The sequence below is a fragment of the Psychrobacter sp. PAMC 21119 genome, assembly GCF_000247495.1.
Classification (GTDB): domain Bacteria; phylum Pseudomonadota; class Gammaproteobacteria; order Pseudomonadales; family Moraxellaceae; genus Psychrobacter; species Psychrobacter glaciei.
In genome coordinates, this window is the sequence record NZ_AHVZ01000021.1 from 46,280 (window position 1) to 61,818 (window position 15,539).

10 protein-coding genes are annotated in these 15,539 nt (G+C 44.0%); 2 read left to right on the forward strand and 8 right to left on the reverse strand.

The window, feature by feature from the left end; translation table 11 throughout:
* Positions 1 to 237: 237 nt before the first annotated feature.
* The 6 genes from RH96_RS08595 to leuC form a co-directional block, all read right to left on the reverse strand.
* A complete protein-coding gene (locus tag RH96_RS08595) occupies positions 238 to 1,488 on the reverse strand; it encodes a L,D-transpeptidase family protein (RefSeq protein ID WP_010199825.1) in 1,251 nt (416 codons plus the stop codon).
* A 414-nt stretch (positions 1,489 to 1,902) separates the two neighbouring features.
* Positions 1,903 to 3,006: a 3-isopropylmalate dehydrogenase gene (gene leuB / locus RH96_RS08600; protein ID WP_010199828.1), complete on the reverse strand. Its 1,104-nt coding sequence runs from the start codon at positions 3,004 to 3,006 to the stop codon at positions 1,903 to 1,905.
* A gap of 180 nt (positions 3,007 to 3,186) precedes the next feature.
* The gene (locus RH96_RS08605; protein WP_010199842.1) at positions 3,187 to 3,903 is read right to left on the reverse strand and encodes a hypothetical protein; all 717 of its coding nucleotides are present in this window, start codon (positions 3,901 to 3,903) and stop codon (positions 3,187 to 3,189) included.
* 126 nt (positions 3,904 to 4,029) lie between these two features.
* The gene (gene leuD, locus RH96_RS08610; RefSeq protein WP_010199844.1) at positions 4,030 to 4,680 is read right to left on the reverse strand and encodes a 3-isopropylmalate dehydratase small subunit; all 651 of its coding nucleotides are present in this window, start codon (positions 4,678 to 4,680) and stop codon (positions 4,030 to 4,032) included.
* A 47-nt stretch (positions 4,681 to 4,727) separates the two neighbouring features.
* A complete protein-coding gene (locus tag RH96_RS08615) occupies positions 4,728 to 5,192 on the reverse strand; it encodes a hypothetical protein (RefSeq protein ID WP_010199848.1) in 465 nt (154 codons plus the stop codon).
* Between the two features lie 25 nt (positions 5,193 to 5,217).
* The gene (leuC, locus tag RH96_RS08620; protein WP_010199851.1) at positions 5,218 to 6,636 is read right to left on the reverse strand and encodes a 3-isopropylmalate dehydratase large subunit; all 1,419 of its coding nucleotides are present in this window, start codon (positions 6,634 to 6,636) and stop codon (positions 5,218 to 5,220) included.
* A 409-nt stretch (positions 6,637 to 7,045) separates the two neighbouring features.
* Between leuC and RH96_RS08625 the strand changes: the two genes are divergently transcribed.
* Entirely contained in the window at positions 7,046 to 7,918 is an 873-nt protein-coding gene (locus tag RH96_RS08625; RefSeq protein WP_010199853.1) for a LysR family transcriptional regulator, read from the forward strand.
* A 524-nt stretch (positions 7,919 to 8,442) separates the two neighbouring features.
* Positions 8,443 to 9,942, forward strand: coding sequence for a sodium/proline symporter PutP (gene putP, locus RH96_RS08630; RefSeq protein WP_010199855.1), 1,500 nt, complete (start codon positions 8,443 to 8,445; stop codon positions 9,940 to 9,942).
* A 151-nt stretch (positions 9,943 to 10,093) separates the two neighbouring features.
* On the opposite strand, the gene RH96_RS08635 is transcribed toward putP, so the two are convergent.
* Positions 10,094 to 11,647 carry a surface lipoprotein assembly modifier gene (locus RH96_RS08635; RefSeq protein ID WP_010199858.1) on the reverse strand — a complete coding sequence of 518 codons (1,554 nt, stop codon included), beginning with the start codon at positions 11,645 to 11,647 and terminating at the stop codon, positions 10,094 to 10,096.
* 126 nt (positions 11,648 to 11,773) lie between these two features.
* The coding region (locus RH96_RS15065; protein ID WP_010199860.1) for a transferrin-binding protein-like solute binding protein at positions 11,774 to 15,539 on the reverse strand (3,766 nt) is incomplete at its 5' end.

The window sequence follows — 15,539 nt, forward strand, 5'->3', positions numbered from 1 at the left end:
AAAAATACCGCTATTTAACAGCGGTATTTTTTTGTATGGCTTTTAAGATTTTCTAGGGCGTGTCCTCATTTTAAAAATGGTCATAAAAATGAGATAAATTGCCGTCAAACGAGGAAAATAGTGCAAATAATATCGGGATATTAATCAGCTATTTGACGATGTTTGGCAAAATTTAGCCATTTTTAGCCCATTTAGATACAATCGCTTAAATTGAGGACACGCCCTAATACTGAACCGTTATTTAAACTCTACTGTCGCCCCATTTTGAATGACGCCTAGCAGCGCTAACGCATCCCAGTTGGTCAAACGTACGCAACCTGCCGAGGCTTGGCGACTGATACGAGCAGGATCGGGCGAACCATGAATACCATACGAGGGCTTGCTTAGCCCAATCCATACCATTCCCACAGGATTATTAGGGCCAGGTGGAATAATCGCCTTACTGCCGTCATCAGCAGTATAAGTATAATTGGGCTCATGCACTTTTACTTCTACGGTATGCGTGCCTGTTGGCGATGGTGTTGCCGTGCTACCTACAGTAGTTGGATAGCTGGCAACCAAATTGTCTTGCGCATCATAAGCATAGAGGGTTTCGGTCACTCTATCAGCGACCACACGGCTGACAGGCTTGGTATTAGGTTTGCCAGGATTGTAGACGGTGATGGTTTCGCCTGCGCTAAAACTGGCAGTGGGATTGAGCGATTTTAGATACTTTTCACTAATATGAAATTTTTCTGCCAGCCCTTCGGTCACACTTTCGTAATACATCCCCTCGAGCTTGGCTTTTTCTTTTGCCGCTGCTGGGATAGTGGTGGTTTTAATATTAATATCCGCCTCAGTCAGCTGATAGCTCACCAATACTGGTTGCGCCATCAGCTTGTCGTTTTTAGTTAATGCTTGCCACGTTTCTGTATTCAGCGTTTCTGTGACCGTCAAGCCATTGGCTTTTTGAAATGCTTGCATGGCTTTGCGGGTATTTTTGCCCCAATAGCCGTCAACAGGACCCACGCCACTGTGCTGCCAATTTAATAATGCTTGTAGCTTGGTGCCAGTATTGCGATTAATATTCATCCCCGCCTGCCAATTGGCGCTATTCACTTTTTGAGCAATCTCTGGTAAATTTTCTGTGCTATATTTAATCGTGGGTAAAAATTTATTCAGTGATACGGTAGTTTTACTCTTGCCTGTCAGCTTTTGACTAACGCTATTGGTCACTGGACTCATGTCAGTGGACTTATCTTTCACTGTACTATCAGTCGCTTCCATGGCAGGTGTATTGGTAGCAGACTTATTAGTAGCAGATTCATTAGCAATAGTGCTGTTAGTGCTATCGCTAGTGTTAACAACATTATTACTGCTACTTGATTGCGTGCTTTCATCGGTCGCTGTCATATTTTCAGTGGTTGCTGCCACGCTTTGACCTATGAAAATAGTGGTTGATAAACCGATCGCCAATAACGCAGTGCTTATTTTTGTCAATTGATACATGTGGTGCTCCTAAAATTATTATTTGCCTTATCAAAATTTCTTTATCAAGTTTTATTGCTCTAATCTACTATTGATCTCTATCGTTTTAATTCTTTATGAGCAGTCTTTGCATGAATAAAAGTTATTATTGCTTACTGATAAGCTACTCATATTGCCATATTCTCTTGTGAGCATATAATATCTTTATGTTACTAAGCGCCTTATCCTGCGGTGTCTGTGTTAATAAGACGTCCATTTTACTAACATTATTAGGGCGTGTCCTCAATTCAACCGATAGCGATCTAAATGGGCTAAAAGTGGTTAAATCCTTGGCGCATAAAAAACCCATAAACTGCTAAGCAATTTATGGGAGTTGATCTCGAAATAAGACAGCTAAAATATGGTAGAAACCTTAGCAGCTATTAGCGTGGTTTTTTATACCAATTTAGCCAACACCGCTTGCCCCATTTCTTTGCAGCCTATTTGTTTTAAGGCGGCTTCACTGGCATCTAGAATATCAAGGGTGCGCAAACCATCATCAAGAACATCACTGACGGCCTGCTCAATCGCTTGGGCAGCTTGTTCTTGCTTAAAGGTATAGCGTAGCATCATCGCGACTGAAAGAATCGTAGCTAATGGATTGGCTTTGTCTTGACCAGCAATATCAGGGGCTGAACCATGACATGGCTCATACATACCTTTACCAGCGGCATCAAGACTGGCAGACGGTAGCATCCCGATAGAGCCTGTCAACATAGCGGCTTCATCAGACAAGATATCGCCGAACATGTTGCCCGTCACCATGACATCAAACTGTTTGGGATTTTTGATCAGCTGCATACAAGCATTGTCAGCATACATGTGTGATAACGCCACATCGCTATAGTCCGCTTGCTGCATCTCAATCATTGTCTGCTTCCACAGCTCAGTGACTTCTAGGACATTGGCTTTATCTACCGAGCAAACTTTGGCTGGCGTACCTGCTGCCTGTGCGCGTGTTTGCGCCAATTCAAAGGCGACCTTACCGATACGCTGAATCTCACTGGTGCTATACACCATGGTGTTATAGCCTTGTTGCTCGCCGTTTTCCAACGTGCGGATACCACGTGGCTCACCAAAATAAATACCGCCTGTCAATTCACGGACAATCAGTAAATCGAGACCTGAGATAATCTCAGGCTTGATACTAGAGGCATTGACAAGCTGCGGATACAGCTTTGCCACACGTAGATTGGCAAACAAACCCAGCTCACTACGAATTTTAAGCAGACCACGCTCAGGGCGTTTGCTACGCTCGATACCATCCCATTTAGGTCCACCAACTGCACCTAGTAATACGGCATCAGCAGCACGCGCACGTGCTAGTGTCTCATCTGGTAAAGGCTCACCCGTTGCATCGACTGCCACCCCACCGATTAACCCAGATTCAAGGGTCAAACCTAACGAAAATTTCTTATTAATCGCTTCGAGCACATCAACAGCTTGAGTCATGATCTCAGGGCCAATACCATCGCCCGCTAATGTTAAAATCGTTGCCATAATGATCCTTTTGGGTAAGTAAGTTTTTATAATAGGTACTGATAGCGCTGTATTACCGTCTTCTATAAGACCACCACTATCGATAATAAGCTACCATCAATAATGATAGCCATCACAGAAGAGGTTGTTGTCTTTAATTAAGCTAGGTTTTGTAGAAGCATCCAATTGAGAGTCTAGGTATCAAGCCACGGCTTTTAATGGAGTGGTCTTTTTCTCAATAATACTGGTCTCTACAAATTCCCCTTGATGCTCAGCGCCCAGCTGTTTACAAAAGCGCCGCTGCAAATTACTGTCTTGCGACAACTCAATGCATAAAGGCTCAGGCGATGCCGTGTCTAACAAGCTCCCTGAGTTGTCGCTAGATTTTTTTTGATAAGCATGTAACTGATAGGTGCCTGGCTCGACGAAATCATGAATAATCGCAAAACGTTCAACATAGCCGACGTTATTTTCTGGATAGAAATTCACCTGTACTTCGCGTTTTGCAGGTTTCACCCGCGCGTAGTAATTGGTCAGTCCTGGCATACCAGAAGCAGACAACGGAACGATTTTAACAGCACTTTCATTAGCAAGTAGCGTCATGTCGATGTTCATCTGTGCTCGTGCCCGCTGATCGGTTTTATTTATAGGCATAATAACCAGCATGTCAGGACTCACCGGCTCGTGGGTATCCGGTGCAATCACTAAGGTTTTATCTATCTGCACAATTTCGCAGTGGTAGGTGCCTATGCAAGAAATATTCACCTCACCCGTGATAGGTTGAATATTTCCCACTCGTACCTTGGCACTATCTGCCTTGTCTATTTGTTTATAACCCGTCAATGACTGACAGCCTGTTAACAATAAGCTTACAGCGACAGCCATACTTGTCCAGACAGCATAACGTTGTTTATTCATAATGACGGCTACTATTTAATATGGAAGATAAATTACCCTTCATTCTAGCCAGTTCATCACGATAACTCAACGCTGCGTTACTATTGTTCATCGGTTTTTTATAGCCACTGGTCTATGAGTTACTCTCTACGCACGTACTTGATTGAATATCCAAGGCGTTTTTTGCATCATTTGATGCTCGTAGTCTTTGATAGCATCACTTTGCTGTAGCGTTAAGCCGATATCATCCAACCCATTTAGCAAGCAATGTTTGCGAAATTCATCAACTTCGAAAGGATACTCTTCCCCAGTTGAAGTAACGACCACTTGGCGCTCAAGATCGGCGGTTAGCTCATAGCCTTCGTTAGCAAGCGTATCTTTCATTAGGGTATCTACAATTGCCTCGTCCAAGACAATTGGTAGCATGCCATTTTTAAAACAGTTGTTATAAAAAATATCGGCAAAGCTTGGCGCGATCACCGTACGAAAGCCGTATTCTGACAATGCCCACGGTGCATGCTCACGACTAGAACCACAACCAAAGTTGCGGCGTGCCAGTAAGATAGTCGCGCCTTGGTAACGTGGCTTATTCAATACAAAGTCTGGGTTAATCACTCGCGTGCTATTGTCTTGACCCGGATAGCCTTCGTCTAGATAGCGCCAATCATCAAATAGATTGACACCAAAGCCAGTACGTTTAATAGACTTTAAAAACTGCTTTGCAATGATTTGGTCGGTATCGACGTTTGCGCGATCGAGTGGGCAAACGATACCTGTTTGGGTGTTATAAGCTTGCATGGTTTTTCCTTAAAATATCGATTACTAACGTAAAATTTTCTGGCTGCTTAATACAGCTCAAAAGAGCGTGCCATTTGCTTGACTATCTTAGTCATCCTACCCGTTTCATTTTTGGAATAGTTCAGGTGTAGGACCGCTTCCTTACCGTCATCAACCTTAATAACATGATAGAAAACTTGACCGTTTTCTCTGTAGCCGCTTACTGTATAGGTGTTATCTTTTAAAAGCTCGTAAGTAACTGTGGTATCTGTCTTATATCGATGTTGCTTCTCTTTCAGATAATCGCTATCTGTATAAAAGAAGACATTTGGTGTATAACTGCCAAAGATTAAAATATCGGCATTGGAATTGGACAACTTAAAATGGCGTCCATCTCCATTATCTGCCTCGGGTAGCCATTTTAATTGGTTAGGCACATCGATACAGTAGGCGAATTTTGCATTACAGTATTCAAGAGCCATCGCTAACTGAGCGCTACTCAATAAGCAAAATAAAACAAACAGCCTTTTCATTTTTATGCTCTATAGAAATGTAGAATTAAAACGTACGCACATCGACAAAGTGACCTGCCAATGCGGCGGCGGCGGCCATTGCTGGACTGACCAAATGCGTACGACCACCATTGCCCTGACGACCTTCGAAGTTACGGTTAGAGGTTGAAGCGCAATGCTCTTGTGGCTCAAGTTTATCGGCATTCATGGCAAGGCACATCGAGCAACCCGGCTCGCGCCATTCAAAACCAGCCTCAGTAAACAGAGCATCCAAGCCTTCTGCTTCGGCTTGTAGTTTAACTTGACCAGAACCCGCCACGACGATGGCTTCTTTAATATTGTCCGCGACTTTACGACCTTTAATCACGGCGGCGGCATCGCGCAAATCTTCGATACGCGAATTGGTACACGAACCAATAAAGATACGATCAAGCTGGATGTCAGTGATTTTTTGGCCAGCATCTAAACCCATATAGGTATAAGCACGTAACCAGCCTTCTTCTTGCGCTTCATCAGCGGCTTGATCAGGCGTCGGTACTGACTGTGTGATATCAACAACCATTTCAGGAGAGGTGCCCCAAGAGACTTGTGGTGCTATTTGACTACCATCCAGCTCAACCACCGTATCAAATACTGCGTCATCATCTGAATACAAGGTACGCCAGTAAGCTTCCGCTTGCTCCCACTGCTCAGTGGTTGGTGCATAAGGACGGCCTTTGACGTAATCAATGGTCGTGCCATCGACCGCGACCATACCAACGCGAGCACCCGCTTCGATTGCCATGTTACAGACAGTCATGCGACCTTCCATACTCATGTCTTCAAAGACTTGCCCTGCAAATTCGATGGCATGCCCTGTCCCGCCAGCGGTACCAATTTTGGCAATAATAGCAAGTACCACATCTTTTGAGGTCACGCCAGCGCCAAGCTTACCCGTGACACGGATTTGCATATTTTTTGATTTCTTTTGAATCAAACACTGCGTTGCCAACACATGCTCGACTTCTGATGTGCCGATACCATGCGCCAAACAACCAAGTGCACCGTGGGTTGCAGTATGCGAATCACCACAAACCACGGTCATACCAGGTAAAACCAAACCTTGCTCAGGGCCAACCACATGCAAGATACCTTGACGGGCATCATTGATGGTAAATTCAGCAATATCAAACTTAGTACAATTGTCATCTAAGGTGAGTACTTGTAAACGCGACACTTTATCCTTGATACCCGCGACGCCTTCTAAACGCTCCTTGGTCACCGTTGGCACATTGTGATCGGGGCTAGCGATGTTAGCCGACAGACGCCATGGCGCTCTATTGGCCAAATCCAGACCTTCAAAGGCTTGTGGACTCGTTACTTCATGCAGTAGATGGCGGTCGATATAAATCAGGCTCGAACCATCATCACGCTTGGTGACTTCATGAGCATTCCAAAGTTTGTCATATAACGTTTGACCGGCCATGTTGCTATCCTTTATTAGTTGCTAATCACTGAATCTATTTACCCGCTCACACAACAGCAAGCAAGGTTATTATTGAATATTTTTATCTAAAGACACGCATTTTATTCATAAAGTGGCGTTATGTTACTGACGCCTTTCATAATAAACTTAGGGTCTGTTGAACATCTATATCAACACCAATTGATGAGTTTTCAGGTAAATTGATAAAACTGGCCATCAATACAGGCGTTAGACGGCTAATTACCAAGTTAATAGAATAAATACGTCTTGATACCTTGTGATTATAGCAGGCTAATCCTATAATAATAATTGATGATTTTTACGTAGTCGCAAACTTTTATTTCTAATACATTGTGACTAGGTCAGCCAACTTTTATTTATAGCTCGCTACGCAGCTAAGGACATCGGTTTGAATACCACGAATTTGACGACATTCGTCACTGTTATGCACACAGGCAGCATCTCAGGCGCAGCAGAAAAGCTCTTTATTACTCAGCCTGCCGTCAGTAAGCGCATCAAAAATTTAGAAGATGAATTTAACATTACGTTGTTTGATACGGTCGGTCGCGGTATTGTGCCGACTCAAGCCGCTAGTGAAATGCTGCCGCACGCCAAGCGCTGGCTCGATGATTATGAGAACTTCAAAATCAATTTACAACACTCTCAGCACATCGTGTCGGGTAAATTGGTCATTGGTACCAGCCACCATATTGGCTTGCATCATTTGGCTCCTGTGCTCAAGCACTTTATTCAAGCCTATCCTGCGGTGCAGTTAGAAGTTCATTTTGTCGACTCTGAAACGGCGCACAAGGCGGTGTTAGATGGTGACTTATCATTAGCATTCCTAACGTTGCCACCTGTCTACGATAAGCGTTTGACGTATCACACGCTTTGGTCAGACCCACTCTACTTTATGACCGGCACATTATCGCCTTTAGCGACCAAAGCCAATGTCACTTTAGAGCAATTGGCCCGCTATCCTGCTATTTTGCCCTCTGCCAATACTTTTACCAGCCAAATTACCTTAGCTGAGTTTGCTAAGCATAATCTAAAACCTTACGCCACCATGAGTACCAACCCACTTGAGTCCATTCGGATGTTGGTTTCTGTTGGCCTAGGATGGTCAGTATTGCCTCAAACCCTAGTCAGTCAAGATTTAGAGCGTATCAATATGGCAGATAATATTGAGCTACAGCGTTACCTCGGTGTGGTTATCAATCCAAAGCTGACTCGCTCTAGTAGCGTGACTGCCTTATTAGACTTGCTTGCCCCAATTGATTAAACGGCTTTTAGTAAGTAGCAAATGATTGTTTGAAACCTTTATTGGCTTTGTATAAAACCTTACGTTACAAAGCCAAGCTCAGTTGTTCGCATTTTTAACAGCCATACGTTATAATGCGTTTGGCTTTGTTTTCTATAACATAAATTTACCAGAATAACACTGATAGTCATATTTTGAAGACTTCGAGTAATATATGATGGTAAACAGTAGGTTTAATGGTTTTAAATGATTGATTATATAAGTGAGTAGCATTTGTAAAAAACTAGCAGATAAGGGCGATAGACAAGATTGCGATTGAGCCACGCTTGTTGTCCTCTAATCACTATTTTATGAATATTACTTTTAAAACAGTATCAATCATATAAAACTAACAGAAAATACTGACTAAAAGTCAAAAGCCATTATGTCCTACTTAATGGCTTTTTTTGTCTTTAAATATTGTTTATAAACATCATCTTGTGATGACTTAATTTTATATAGTTAAAAATAATTACAGCCAACAACGTTGGTTAAGGACAGTTTATATGAATGGGATTTCTAGTGGCGTGCTGATATCGTTGGGCGCCTACTTCTTAGTGATGATTGGGATTGGCATTTACGCTTATTTTAAGCAAGCCAATGATACTGAAGGCTACATGTTAGGAGGACGTAATTTAGGTCCCGCAGTCACTGCATTATCAGCAGGGGCGTCGGACATGTCAGGTTGGTTGCTCCTTGGCCTACCAGGCTATATGTATGCCGATGGTGTCGTAAGTATGTGGATCGCACTTGGTTTGACACTAGGTGCCTTATTGAACTATATCATTGTGGCACCGCGCCTTCGCGTTTATACCGAAGTCGCTGACAATGCGATTACCTTGCCGGACTATTTCGCCAACCGCTTTGAAGATAAATCGCACATGCTGCGTGTCATATCAGCAATCGTTATCATCTTATTTTTCACCGTTTATACCGCCGCAAGTCTAGTAGGTGGTGGTAAACTCTTCGAAAGCTCACTCAACTTATCATATAGCACGGGTCTGTGGGTAACTGCTGGTGTCGTCGTTGCCTATACCCTATTCGGTGGTTTCTTAGCGGTATCGATGACTGACTTTGTACAGGGCGTCATCATGTTATTTGCAATGGTGATCGTACCAGTTGTTGCCTTTACAGATCTTGGCGGTATATCAGCAACGACTGAAGCCGTTCGAAACATTGATCCAAGTTTATTAGATGTCACCAGTGGCATGACTATTATTGGTATTATCTCATTAATGGCATGGGGGCTTGGCTACTTTGGTCAACCACATATCATCGTTCGTTTTATGGCGATACGTTCGGTCAAAGACGTACCAATGGCCCGTAATATCGGTATGAGCTGGATGGTTGTCAGCTTAATTGGTTCTTTAATGACAGGTTTTGCTGGTCGTGCTTATGTACAGAAAACCGCAATGACCTTGGATGATCCTGAGACCATATTCTTAGTCTTTACACAGTTTTTATTCACACCGCTGGTTTCAGGGTTCTTATTAGCCGCTATTTTAGCTGCGATTATGAGTACCATTTCATCGCAGCTATTGGTGGTATCAAGCTCGCTGACTAAAGATGTCTACAAGCTATTCTTCGATAAAGATGCTCCTGAAGCACGCCAAGTACTAGTGGGTCGTATCTCGGTTGTAGCGGTAGCCATCGTATCTATCTTGCTCGCCTCTGATCCCGATAGCTCAGTATTGAGCTTAGTTTCTAACGCTTGGGCAGGATTTGGTGCAGCATTCGGACCCTTGGTTATCTTCAGCCTAATCTGGCGCGGTATGAACCGTAACGGTGCGGTCGCTGGTATGGTAATTGGTGCCTTAACTGTTATCCTGTGGATCTATGGTCCTTTCGAGATGAATGGTATGGCATTAAATAGCTGGTTATATGCTATCGTTCCAGGCTTCATCTTAAGTACCATTGCTATCTTCGCGGTTAGTATTATGACTGGCGGTCCAAAACCTTCAGTAACTGCTAAGTTTGAAGAAATGGAACTGAACCTTAATAAATAAGTAAATAATCTTATCACTATCAAAAAAAACCTCGCCATGATTGGCGAGGTTTTTTATTATGAGCAATTATATTAGGGTGTGTTCTCACCTTAAGAATAGCAATGGAGATGAATACATGCCCTAGCTAAATACACGCCCTAGCTATAAGGTATTAAAAGGTCTTGGTTAACAATATGGTTGCCGACTTCTCATCGCGATCATCATAATAATCAAAGTTACTTGAGGTTTGGTCATAATCAAATACCAGTCGCGGTGTCAGACCATATAGAGTCAAGTCACGCTTCCAGACTTGTAAGCCTAATGAGGTGGTCTTGTCTTCTCTTGTCGAGCCAACTTTACCACCGACAGCATTGTAGTAACCATTTAAAGCACCACTACCTGCTGGGTAAGCATCCGCTGGATCATCATACTCTTTTACAGCGTAGCCTACTGTCGTTAGGGTAGAAATACCTCGCTTCCACTCACGACCCCAACCAACGTTTACAGAGTTGCGGTCATAGCTGATAATGCTAGATTTGGGTACGTCGTTTTGATAATTACCAAGACCACCATAAAAGTATTCTTTGGCATCTTTAATATAGAATGCATTTAGACCCAAAAACTGTCCATCAGTCTCGCGATTTTTATTGTCGTCATCTTCAAACGTTTCTTTAGATAAAATGCCAGTCGCTGATAGCTTCAGCTTAGGTTTTACCCAGCGAGAACCACTAACAGTGACGCCTTTACGTAGACTATATGGCTCTTCATCATAGTATCGTTTAGTCACAAATGGCGTGAGGGAAATATCATTTTTGGCATCATCATAACCGACACCAGCAGAAGCCGTGAATAAATAGTCGTTATAGTCAGTCTCATCCCAATAGCCTTTTAGTGAGGCATTACCACCCACCGTGGCATAAAAATTATCGGGTAAATTAAAGCGTTTGTTTGCACTGGCTGATACTTGAATACCATTGGCTGACTTCTGCTCAACTGAGTTGCCTAATTGAGATTGGATAGTCTTTGATGGCGCATCATTGATGTTATCATCTTTGACGTAGCTGGCAGAGGCATCAAAACGCCAGTTTTCGAGACTGTTTATCTGAGCCAATGAGCCTTGAACCCTAGCCATAACAGGTGCCGGTAAGTCGACTGATTGTAGCTTTAAGAATTGGTCTTTCGCGGCGGCATACTGTTTGTCTGCTTGCAGAGCCAATGCCATATTCAGGCGTACTGGGTGGAAGTCTGGGTCTGCCGCTAGCATATTACGATAGATGGCGATGGCTTGCTTGTTTTTAGCTTCACTACGATATACGAGTGCATCAGCAAAATTAATAAGCATCGGGTCATTGGTTTCTAGTGCTTTATAATGCGGCAATAATTCTTTGACGGTTACCATATCCTGTGCAGCCAACGCATCGTTTAAATACTTGCTAAATGCTGCTGGATTGGCTTTTAAGGCTTCTAAATTGTAAGCGGTGGCGGCAGCAAGTTGCTGACGACTTCTGATAGCACGTTGAGCCTCTGTATCCGAGACAACGGTAGAAGGTGCTGTAGGATCTGATACAGCGGTTTGGTTCTCACGCTTGAGGAGTTCGGCAGCTTGGTCAAGCTCTGGTTCTATCTCTTCTAATACGGGCTCTGCTGCCATAACCGATAGAGGAAAAGCCATTATAGATAGCAGAATTGAAGCTGTTAAAGGTTTACGTATATATCGATTGTTCATAGGTATCCTTACCAAATTACGATCTGTAAATTTCCAAACTTAATTATCCTAAGGGATTTTAATGGTTTAAGCGAGAGAAAAAGCGCCCCAGGACGCTTTTTCTTTACTCTATATAGTCACAGTGATTTATTGCTTTTCAGCACCAAAGGTTCCTTGGAATTTGGTACCTGTTCCAGCAACATCACCGCTACCGCCTGGTACGGAAGCATCTTGATAAATACCCCCTAAGAACTGAGCCTCTTTACCGTAAAAACCGCCAGCGGTGTCAATGCCATTTTTATTGCCAGCAAAGGTGTTTCCTGTAATATCGGCATCGATTTTTATTTCGTTGCCAGCCGGCATGTACTTATAGCCCGTACCAGTAAATGAGAGCGTACCATCCACTGAGCCATTAACGAAGTCGATATTGAAAGCAGAAGTCCCATTGATTGGAGCGGTAGATGCATTGTCAGCCAAATGAATGTTTTCAATATAAGTTGCCATACCTTGGTATTGCGCCTTACCTGCGTTAACATTCTTAAGACTTTCCATACCTGCTTGAGAAGTTAAATAACCTTCTACATAGACATTAGCAGCGCGTGAGACATCTCCTGCAATTGAGTTTAAATTGCCATAAACATGACCGACTTGCATCTGTGAATCAAAGTTCTTGTAGACAGCGTTATATTGGTAAGTTGGATTCAAACTACCTCTACCTGCTTCAACTTTCTGCTCACCACTTGCAGCCGTCAAATTGACAGTGATAGGCTCTAATACAGTATCTGGTTTGACCATGTCGGCAAGCACTTTGCCTTTACTGAAGCTAGTAAAGTTATCACCTTTGCGATTATCTACTGGCACCTCAGAACCATTTTCTATTTTTAGTTCAGTCCAAGCCGATTTATCGTCGCGAATTTCAACATAGCCGATAGCATTATCAAGCTGACCTTGACCCAGTGGTAGCGTTTTCTCTTTACTACTCAGCGCCGTAGATTGGAATCCAGTCATTTTAGATTCTGTTGGGTCAGGCACTACCTCAACTGTTGGATCTACTTTAGAAGCACCATAAGTACCTTTGATATAGTTATCTTTAGTCTCTCTTTCGTAGACACCGCCTAGTAGGCTAGCACCTTTACCGTAGAAACCACCGACAGTATTGACAGCAGAACCTTGCTCACTAGCAAAGGTATTATTGGAGATAGTCGCATTGATATCAACCTGCTTGTCAGCAAAGTCCAACTCGCCTTTCACTGATTTGGCGACAAAGTCAACATCGAACTTAGAAGTACCGTCGACTGCGACTTTTCCACCTTCTGCATAGGTAGCCACTCCTTCATAATTGGCCTTACCTTCATTTACGTTGGCTAATTTGTCCATATCACCAAGGTTGGTGGCATTACCTTGGACATAGGTATTAGACAAATGGCTCTTATACAATATGCCATTTTTGATGTCACCTTCTAAATGTCCAATCTGCATTTGGTTATCAAAGTTTTTATACACTGAAGAGTAATTCATATCTCGATTGTGAATAGTACCCCCCAAACGACCTTCAAATGACGTGCTACCTTTGTACTCTTTGAAACCGTTATTGCCTGTACCATAAGTGTTGTCAGCAGCGCCATCATTTGCGCCTCTTAACTTCACATCAATTGGTTTTAGGGAAGCTCTGCCATCAACTTCGTTAGCATAAACTTTCAATTGGTCATAGCTATTGGAGTTGTTGTCAAAAATTCCGTCATCAGAGCCTACAGAAGTACTTTGGAAACCCGATACTCTTGAATCTGGAGCCGTAAATTTATTAGCGGCTTCTAACGCTTCATCTTCCGCAGCCTCTGCTCTCGCTACGGCTTCATCTCTTGCTACTTCAGCGCTCACTTTAGCATTTAAAGCTTCAGTTTTAGCATTCTCTGCTTCAATCTTAGCCGCTTCTGCCACAGCTTTGGCGCTCTCTGCTACTGCTTGAGCCTGCAGTGCTTTTTCTTTAGCCTCTTTTTGTGCTTGGGCATCCCCTACTGCTTTTTCAGCCACTTTTTCAGCCGAAATTTGAGCCTGTTCGGCAGCCAGTTGAGCCGTTTGCGCAGCAATTCGGGCAGCGTCGGCTGTAGAAGCAGCTTCTAATGCAGCGTCTTCTGCAGCTTCGGCGGCTTCAGCACGAGCCAATGCAGCAGCAAGACCGCCATCTCCTGTACCAGCATTTGCTAAAGCTTCTTCAGCGGCCGCCAAGGCTTCTTGCGCCTTGGTAGCGTCAGCTTTGGCTTTGTCTGCAGCAGCTTGTGCAGCAGCAACTTGTGCCTGTGCAGCAGCGGTTGCCGCTTGAGCTGTTTTAACATCAGCTTGCGCTTTGTCAGCAGCTTTTTCTGCTGCGGTTTGTTTGTCACTCTTTGCACCATAAGTACCTTGAGCTCCTTTCCCTTCGTAGACACCGCCTAGATACTGAGCGTCACCGCCAAAGAATCCACCTTCAGTGTTATATCCGGCATTGTCAGCAGCAGTACCTGAGAACTGATTACCATTGATACCCGCTGTTAAACCAATCTTACCGGCTTTATCGAAGGTGAGATCGCCTTTGACGTTTTGAGCGACAAAGTCTGCGGTAAATACTGATTTACCAAACTCGATGTCATTACCGATGCCCAGCTTGCGATAAGTGGCATCTCCTGTGTAGCCAACCTTACCTTCCGTCGGCATGTTGGCAGCTTGGGTGGCATTACCAACGACAGCTACGCCATTTACAGGAATGTCAGTGCCTTGTAGGTTTGCTGCACCATCAATATGACCGACGCGCATGTCATTACCATAGTCTTTATAGACTGAGGTGTATTCTAATGGCAACTCACCTAAAGCTGTTGTGATAGAAGTATTGTCATCATGGCTCTTGAAACCGTTGGCAAGCTCGGTATCTCCTTCACCTGAAATATTGACGTCAACTTTGGGCAGTAGATCTCCAGAAGCTACGTCAGCGCGAGCTATGACATTATTTTCACCAATTTCAAAATCACGTGTCGTTACTACGAAATCGGGAAGACCGGCAACTGATGTACCAACGTTGATAGATTGAGCACCAGACTTCTCCGCTTCAGGAGCATTCTTGATCTTAGCTGCTGCTAAGGCATCTTCAGCCGCTTGTTGGGCAGATTGGGCAGCAGCGACTTGAGCGGCGGCAGCAGCGGCGGCTTGTGCTTGAGCTTGCTCGGTAGCAATGATTTTAGCATTCGCCACGTCAAGGGCGGCTTGGCGACGGTCTACTTCTGCTTGCAGGGCTTCGGTGTTACCACCACCTGAAGCTAATGCATCTGCCAGTGCTTTTTCGGCTGCGGCTAAGTCGGCTTGTGCTGTTACCAACTCACCTTTAGCTTTATCAGCCTCTGCTTGGGCAGCAGCGGCTTTTTGTTTTTCAGTTTGGGCTTGAGCTTGAGCATCTGCAGCCTGTTGATTAGCAAGGTCTGTTTTGGCATTGGCTGCTTTCACTGCTATGTCGGCTTTGGCTTTAGCTTCCGCTGCTTCTGTTTTAGCTTTAGCTTCTGCAGCTTTAGCAGTGTTAGCATCAATCTCAGCTTTATCCGCTCGTACTTTAGCATCGGCTACTTGTTGGTTGGCTGCGGCTACTTTTTTATCCGCTTCAACTTTGGCCTCACCAACAGCTTTATCTGCTGCATCTTTCGCAGCTTTGGCAGCTGTTTCTGCAGCTATTTTTGCAGTCTCGGCAGCGGCTCTGGCATTTTTTGCAGTCTCAGCGGCTTCTAATGCAGCTTCTTCTGCGGCTTCAGCGGCGGCGGCACGTTCTAGAGCGGCTGCTAGCTGATTTTCACCATTACCAGCATTTGCTAAAGCTTCTTCAGCGGCCGCCAAGGCTTCTTGCGCCTTGGTAGCGTCAGCTTTGGCTTTGTCTGCAGCAGCTTGTGCAGCAGCA

Excerpts from the sequence above, each read along its gene's own strand:
- RH96_RS08595 (WP_010199825.1), bottom strand. The coding sequence starts at position 1,488 with ATGTATCAATTGACAAAAATAAGCACTGCGTTATTGGCGATCGGTTTA.
- leuD (WP_010199844.1), bottom strand. The coding sequence starts at position 4,680 with ATGCAAGCTTATAACACCCAAACAGGTATCGTTTGCCCACTCGATCGC.
- putP (WP_010199855.1), top strand. The coding sequence starts at position 8,443 with ATGAATGGGATTTCTAGTGGCGTGCTGATATCGTTGGGCGCCTACTTC.
- RH96_RS08635 (WP_010199858.1), bottom strand. The coding sequence starts at position 11,647 with ATGAACAATCGATATATACGTAAACCTTTAACAGCTTCAATTCTGCTA.
- RH96_RS08615 (WP_010199848.1), bottom strand. The coding sequence starts at position 5,192 with ATGAAAAGGCTGTTTGTTTTATTTTGCTTATTGAGTAGCGCTCAGTTA.
- leuB (WP_010199828.1), bottom strand. The coding sequence starts at position 3,006 with ATGGCAACGATTTTAACATTAGCGGGCGATGGTATTGGCCCTGAGATC.
- leuC (WP_010199851.1), bottom strand. The coding sequence starts at position 6,636 with ATGGCCGGTCAAACGTTATATGACAAACTTTGGAATGCTCATGAAGTC.
- RH96_RS08605 (WP_010199842.1), bottom strand. The coding sequence starts at position 3,903 with ATGAATAAACAACGTTATGCTGTCTGGACAAGTATGGCTGTCGCTGTA.